The 7,146-nt window shown below is 59.0% G+C and carries 5 protein-coding genes, 2 tRNA genes and 1 pseudogene; all 8 read left to right on the forward strand.

The annotated features are described in order from the left end of the window. The first annotated feature begins 61 nt into the window (after positions 1–61). The 8 genes and pseudogenes from lolB (at position 62) to G5137_RS05585 (ending at position 7,146) form a co-directional block, all read left to right on the forward strand. Positions 62–640, forward strand: a complete 579-nt coding sequence (gene lolB / locus G5137_RS05550; RefSeq protein ID WP_005334955.1) for a lipoprotein insertase outer membrane protein LolB — start codon at positions 62–64, stop codon at positions 638–640. Further along, positions 640–1,510: pseudogene (gene ispE / locus G5137_RS05555) on the forward strand (4-(cytidine 5'-diphospho)-2-C-methyl-D-erythritol kinase). Before lolB ends, ispE begins: the two are co-directional and overlap by 1 nt. Further along, positions 1,490–1,564: transfer RNA gene (locus G5137_RS05560), tRNA-Gln, on the forward strand. Before ispE ends, G5137_RS05560 begins: the two are co-directional and overlap by 21 nt. A gap of 195 nt (positions 1,565–1,759) precedes the next feature. Further along, positions 1,760–2,707, forward strand: coding sequence for a ribose-phosphate pyrophosphokinase (locus G5137_RS05565; RefSeq protein ID WP_005343846.1), 948 nt, complete (start codon positions 1,760–1,762; stop codon positions 2,705–2,707). Between the two features lie 116 nt (positions 2,708–2,823). Then, the gene (locus G5137_RS05570) at positions 2,824–4,812 is read left to right on the forward strand and encodes a bifunctional metallophosphatase/5'-nucleotidase (RefSeq protein WP_421255042.1); all 1,989 of its coding nucleotides are present in this window, start codon (positions 2,824–2,826) and stop codon (positions 4,810–4,812) included. A gap of 218 nt (positions 4,813–5,030) precedes the next feature. Continuing rightward, positions 5,031–5,627: an aminoacyl-tRNA hydrolase gene (gene pth / locus G5137_RS05575; protein WP_005334960.1), complete on the forward strand. Its 597-nt coding sequence runs from the start codon at positions 5,031–5,033 to the stop codon at positions 5,625–5,627. A gap of 116 nt (positions 5,628–5,743) precedes the next feature. After that, on the forward strand, positions 5,744–6,835 hold the full coding sequence (ychF, locus tag G5137_RS05580) for a redox-regulated ATPase YchF (RefSeq protein WP_421255043.1): 1,092 nt from the start codon (positions 5,744–5,746) through the stop codon (positions 6,833–6,835). Positions 6,836–7,069: 234 nt separating this feature from the next. Next, positions 7,070–7,146, forward strand: a tRNA-Met gene (locus G5137_RS05585).

A 7,146-nucleotide genomic window follows, 5' to 3' on the forward strand; every position in this document is an offset into this window, starting at 1 on the left:
CTTTAAAAGCAATACGGCCGCCCCGTATACTGTGGCAAATTCCTCTCTCTGGAGCCGTCTCTTGCTGCTACGTATTTTTACCCTCACCTGCCTGCTGTTGCTGGCCGGTTGTGCCACTACCCAGCCCCAGCGTGACCAGGTGAACTGGAACCAGGAGCGGGCCCGCCTCGAGCAGCTGACCCACTGGCAGCTATCCGGCAAGATGGCCATCATCACCCCCCAGCAAAAGGGCAGCGCCCGTCTCAACTGGCAGCAGGATGGGGAGGATTATCGCCTCAACCTCACCAGCCTGATCGGCACCAGCATTCTGGAGCTCTCCCGCAGCAAGGGGGAGATCACCCTGCTCGACAGCGATGGCAATCGCCACCAGAGCCAGGATGCCGAAGCGCTCATCTATCAACTGACCGGCTGGAATATTCCGGTTGCGGGATTGCCAGAGTGGATCAAGGGGCTGCCGGGTCAGGCGGAGTTTGAACTCAACCCCGACAGCAGTCTGGCCAGCGTGCGCGACGGCCAGTGGCAGATCGTCTATGGCGATTATCGGGATCAGGATGGCTACCGCCTGCCACACCAGCTGACCATGACCGGCCAGAACAGCCGCCTCAAGCTTCAGATCAACCAATGGACTCTTGCACGTTAATGGCTTCCACACGCTGGCCGGCACCGGCCAAACTCAACCTGTTTCTACACGTCAATGGCCGTCGTCCCGATGGCTATCACGAGCTGCAGACCCTGTTTATCTTCCTCAACCACAGCGACTGGCTCGAGTTCGAGGTGATACCGAATAGCGACACTCTCACCCTGAGCCCGGCCATTCCCGGTGTGCCGGATGAGCAGAATCTGATTATCCGGGCGGCGCGCCTGCTGCAAGCAACCCTGCCGAGCCCGCAAGGTGCCCATATCCGGCTGGAAAAAGTGCTTCCCATGGGAGGCGGTATTGGCGGCGGTTCATCCGATGCAGCGACCACGCTGGTAGCGCTTAACCACCTCTGGCAGGCGGGTTTGAGTGAAGATGAACTGGCTGCGCTCGGCGTCCAGCTGGGGGCCGATGTGCCGGTGTTTGTCCGTGGCAAGGCGGCCTTTGCCGAAGGGGTGGGCGAGCGGCTGCAACCGGTCGAACTACCCGATGCCTGGTATCTGGTACTCAAACCCGATTGCCATGTAGCGACCGCAGCCGTATTCCAGGATCCGGAGCTGCCGAGAGCCACGCCGAAAATGTCGCTGGACAACCTGCTGGAAGGCGAGTGGAAAAACGATTGCGAATCACTGGTGAAAAAGCGCCACCCCGAGGTTGCCAATGCGCTCGGCTGGTTGCTAGAATACGCGCCGTCAAGAATGACGGGCACAGGAGCCTGCGTCTTTGCTCAATTTGAAGACGAAGTGACTGCTCGGGAAGTGTTGGCCTGCGTGCCGAAGGGACTTGATGGGTTTGTCGCCAAGGGCGAGAACATATCACCTCTCTTCTCCACATTGCAACAGTTCAAATGATTGGGGTATCGCCAAGCGGTAAGGCAGCGGGTTTTGATCTCGCCATTCCTAGGTTCGAATCCTAGTACCCCAGCCAATTTTACCGAACGGTATTGATGATGATTAACGTGGCCGGTTTTGCACTCGGCCACGGATTCGGGTTACCGGTATCATCACATTCATTGGGCAGCAGACACCTTGTACGTTATCTTGATAAATCGTTTGCCCCAAAACGATAGGGTCTGATTTCAGACTCCCCCACATACTGGATGCAACCCCGAGGTTTCAAACCGTGCCTGACATGAAGCTGTTTGCTGGTAACGCAACGCCGGAACTAGCCCAGAAGATCGCAGATCGCCTGTTTATCAAACTCGGCAATGCTGCCGTAGGTCGCTTTAGCGACGGCGAGATCAGCGTACAGATCAATGAGAATGTACGTGGTGGCGATATCTTCATCATTCAATCCACCTGTGCCCCGACCAACGACAATTTGATGGAATTGATCGTCATGGTGGATGCTCTGCGTCGTGCTTCAGCTGGCCGTATCACTGCCGTTATCCCCTACTTTGGTTATGCCCGTCAGGACCGCCGCGTCCGCTCCGCCCGTGTGCCCATCACCGCCAAGGTTGTCGCTGACTTCCTCTCCAGCGTCGGTGTGGATCGCGTGCTGACCGTTGACCTGCATGCCGAGCAAATTCAAGGTTTCTTTGACGTTCCGGTAGACAACGTGTTCGGTAGCCCGGTGCTGCTGGAAGACATGAAGTCCAAGAACCTCGAGTCTCCTGTCGTTGTCTCCCCGGACATCGGTGGCGTCGTGCGTGCACGCGCCATCGCCAAGCTGCTGGATGACACCGACATCGCCATCATCGACAAGCGCCGTCCCCGCCCGAACGTCTCCCAGGTCATGCACCTGATCGGTGACGTTGCCGGCCGCGACTGCATCATCGTTGATGACATGATCGACACCGGCGGCACCCTGTGCAAAGCCGCAGAGGCCCTGAAAGAGCGCGGTGCCAAGCGTGTATTTGCTTACGCTACCCACCCGGTCTTCTCCGGTTCCGCCGTCGAGAACATCAAGAACTCCGTGATCGATGAACTGATCATCACCGACTCCATCCCGCTCACTGCGGAGATGAAAGCGGTCGGCAAGGTCAAGCAGCTGACTCTGTCAACTGTACTGGCCGAAGCCATTCGTCGCATCAGCAACGAAGAGTCCATCTCTGCCATGTTTGAGCATTGATAGATTCAGCAATAACGAAAACCGCCATCAGGCGGTTTTCGTCTTTCTGGACCTTCTCTTTCCAACTTTCTGCTATCTGGTACGACCCTGCCCCCGGCAGGCTTAAGGATTTACCCATGAATTGCTTGCGTCCCCTCCTGCTCGCGACCCTCACCTCCGCCCTGTTCGCCTGTCAGCCCGCCAAAGAGAACCCGCCCTTTGTGCTGACCCTGGCTCACATGAACGACACCCACTCCCAGTTTGATCCGGTCAATGCCGAGATCAAAGGGCAGATCTTTGCCCAGCAGGGGGAGACGGACACCCTCTATACCCGCTTTGGCGGTTACCCGCGGCTGCTGACCATGGCGAAAGCCTATCAGGCCGATGCGCTGGCCAAGAACCAGCCCTTGCTGCTGCTGCACGGTGGCGATGCCTGGCAGGGCAGTGGCTACTTCAAGCTCAACGAGGGGATGGCCAATGCCGAGTTGCTGAGCCAGTTCGGCCTCGATGCCATGGCGCTGGGCAACCACGAGTTCGATCTCGACAACCAGAAGCTGGCCCGCTTCATCGAGGGGGTCAACTTCCCGGTGCTGGCCGCCAACCTCGACACCAAGGCCGATCCGGCCCTCAGCAAGGCTGACAACCTCAAGCCCTTCGTGGTCTACGCCTTTGACGGCAACCAGAAGAGTCCGGTCACCGCTCTCGACAACCTGCCGCAAGGCAAGCAACTGGTCGCCGTCATCGGTCTGGTGCTGGAAGACATGGGCAATATCGCCCCCAACGTCGGCAAGCTGCGCTTTGGCAAGGAGGTCGCCTCGGCTCAGGCCACGGTCGACATGCTGCAAGCCAAGGGGATCCACCAGATCGTGGCGCTCACCCACATCGGCAACGAGCGGGATCTGGCGCTGGCCGCCAAGGTAAACGGCCTCGATGCCATCGTCGGTGGCCACTCCCACAGCCTGCTCGGCGATTTTCGCAACATTGGCTGGGGCAAGACCGGCGATTACGCCAAGCTGGTGACCAATCCGGATGGCATCGGCAAAACCTGCGTGGTGCAGGCAGGCTCCTACGCCCAGGCCATCGGTCTGGCACAGGTGACCTTTGACAGCCAGGGTCAGGTGACCGACTGCCAGGGTCACAACAGCCTGCTGGCCAGCCGCGACTTCTTCGCAGATGCGGCGCGCAAGCAAGCGCTCGACGACGCCCGCAGCAAAGAGGCGAACCAGTTTGTCGACAACCAGCCAAATCTGGTGACCGTGGATGAAGATCCACGCCTGCGCGGCATCATCGACAGCCACTACAAACCGGCGCTGGAGAAAGCCTACGGCCCGGTGATCGGCACCATCCCCGAGCAGCTGCAAAATGCCCGTCGCCCCGGCGACAACGGCAGCGACAGCCACGGCTCAGATGTAGCGCCGCTGGTTGCCGAAGGGGAGTTCTACTGGGCCAATACTCCGGCCGTCCAGGCCCTGACCGGTGGCCCGGTCGATTTTTCTCTGGTGGCGGTTGGGGGCGTGCGCGCCGACCTGCCTGCTGGCGAATGGCGTGAGGGAGACAGCTCCCTCACCCTGTTGCCGTTCAAGAACCAGCTCGCGGTGCTGACCCTGACTGGCGCCGAGGTACGCGCCCTGCTGAACGAGACCATCACCGCCACCCTGCCCGCCAGCGCCCATGCCGGCAAGTTCCCCTATGGCGGCCACCTGCGTTACACCTTCCAGGAGACCGACGCAGGCAAGGCGGGCACCCTGACCCAATTGCAGCACAAGACCGCAAGCGGCGAGTGGCAGGATCTGGTAGATAGCCAGCGCTATCGGGTGGTGATGAACGCCTACAGCGCCAACGGCAACGATGGCTGGCAGGCACTGGCCAATGCCCAGCGCCACCAGAGCGAGCGGGTCGATATCGCCAGTGTCAACGGCAAGTTGACCGCCTTCCCGGTGCTGAAAGTGGCACAAAACGGCGAACTGCTGAGCGCCGTCTATGCCCCGGGCCAGACCCTCGATTGCAAAGCCAGCGGCGTGGATTGCGGCACCGATGCAGCGTCTTTCGTGGAGTATGTGCGCGATGCCCGTCCCACCCTGACCGCACTGGATGAAGAGACCGTTACCCTGCTGCGCGCCAAATAACGACGGTAGTCAACCGGGCACAATCCATCGGTAAACTGAAACGGGCCTCTTGCAAGAGGCCCGTTTGCCCACCGTTAGCCACCCATTGGCCGCAATAATGCTGCAAATCCCGCCATAACATGCGCATTGGTTGAGTGATCGCCACTCGGCGGCTAGAATATTGCGTCCTATTGCCCTGGGTAGTGTGCCCACGGCAGCTGCGAGTGAAGACATCAAGCGTGACAAGCGAAATCAAACTGATCGTCGGACTGGGCAACCCCGGCCCGGAATATGCCAAGACCCGCCACAATGCGGGCGCCTGGTATGTGGAGCAACTGGCCCGCTGGCACAATGTCAGCCTGCGTGAAGAACCCAAGTTCTTCGGCCATACTGCCCGCATCCTGGTCGAGGGGCAGGATGTGCGGCTGCTCATCCCGAACACCTATATGAACCTCTCTGGCAAGGCGGTGGCCGCACTGGCGCGTTTTTATCAGATTGAGCCGGAAGCGATGCTGGTGGCCCATGACGAACTGGATCTGCCGCCGGGCATCGCCAAGTTCAAGCAGGGTGGTGGTCACGGTGGCCATAACGGCCTCAAGGACATCATCGCCAAGATGGGCAACAACAATAACTTCTTCCGGCTGCGTCTCGGGATCGGCCATCCCGGCAGCAAAGAGCAGGTGGCTGGCTTCGTCCTGACCAAGGCCCCCAGCAGTGAACAGAACCTGATCGACGCCGCGCTGGACGAGTCCCTGCGCGCCACCGACATCCTGTTCAAACAAGATATGACCAAGGCCATGAATCGCTTGCACAGCTTCAAGGCGGAAAAGGGTTAGGTCGGTTTGACCCTGTACGGGCATTGTGCCGGTACATGAGCAACGACCAGAACAAGCATGACATGGGCCGCCTGCGGGCGACCCCCAACAGCATCCATCAAGTAAGGTAACAATCCATGGGTTTTAAATGCGGTATCGTGGGCCTGCCCAATGTAGGCAAATCCACCCTGTTCAACGCGCTGACCAAGGCCGGTATCGAAGCCGCCAACTTCCCGTTCTGCACCATCGAGCCGAACACAGGTGTGGTGCCGATGCCGGATCCCCGCCTCGATCAGCTGGCTGCCATCATCAATCCGCAGCGCGTTGTGCCGACCACCATGGAATTCGTCGACATCGCCGGTCTGGTTGCCGGTGCCTCCAAGGGTGAAGGCCTGGGTAACCAGTTCCTGGCCAATATCCGTGAAACCGAAGCGATCGGCCACGTAGTGCGCTGCTTCGATGACGAAAACATCATTCACGTTGCCGGCAAGGTCTCCCCTGCCGACGACATCGAAGTGATCAACACCGAGCTGGCCCTGTCGGATCTGGACGCCTGCGAGCGCGCCATTCACCGTCAGTCCAAGCGCGCCAAAGGCGGCGACAAGGATGCCAAGCTGGAAGTGGAAGTGCTGGAGAAGATCAAGGTCGCGCTGGAAAAGGGCCAGATGATCCGCGGCATGAAGCTGGATAAAGAAGAGCTGGCTGCCGTGAGCCACCTCAACTTCCTGACCCTGAAACCCACCATGTATATCGCCAACGTGGCGGAAGATGGCTTCGAGAATAACCCCTATCTGGACAAGGTGCGTGAAATCGCCGCCGCCGAGAACGCGGTTGTCGTGGTCGTCTGCTGTGCTATTGAAGCCGACATTGCCGAACTGGACGATGAAGATCGCGCCGAGTTCATGGCAGACCTGGGCATCGAAGAGCCGGGCCTGAACCGCGTTATCCGCTCCGGCTACCAGCTGCTCAACCTGCAGACCTACTTCACCGCCGGTGTGAAAGAGGTACGCGCCTGGACTATTCCGGTCGGTGCCACTGCCCCGCAAGCGGCTGGCAAGATCCACACTGACTTTGAAAAAGGCTTTATTCGCGCCCAAACCATCGCCTTTGAAGACTTTATCAACTACAAGGGTGAGCAAGGCGCCAAGGAAGCGGGCAAGATGCGCGCTGAAGGGAAAGATTACATCGTCAAAGATGGCGATATCATGAACTTCCTGTTCAACGTCTAATCCCATGACAGGCCAGCATTTGCTGGCCTGTTTTTTATCTGCCATTGCCCGGGCAATCATGGAAATGTCTTAAAAAAAACCAGATTGTTGGGCTTTTGCGCAACAGAGACCAATAACTGGTCAAACGCACTCAAATTGCGTTTTTCTGGCAAAAAAAGGGTTGACGCCCCAGAGCCAGATACGCATAATTCGGCCCGCACGGTGACGAGGTAACGACTCACCGGAAGCAAGGTTGGCTATGTAGCTCAGTTGGTTAGAGCATCGCACTCATAATGCGGGGGTCACAGGTTCGAATCCCGTCATAGCCACCA

The organism is Aeromonas sp. 600282 (genome assembly GCF_049175755.1).
GTDB classification, from domain to species: Bacteria; Pseudomonadota; Gammaproteobacteria; order Enterobacterales; family Aeromonadaceae; genus Aeromonas; species Aeromonas veronii_A.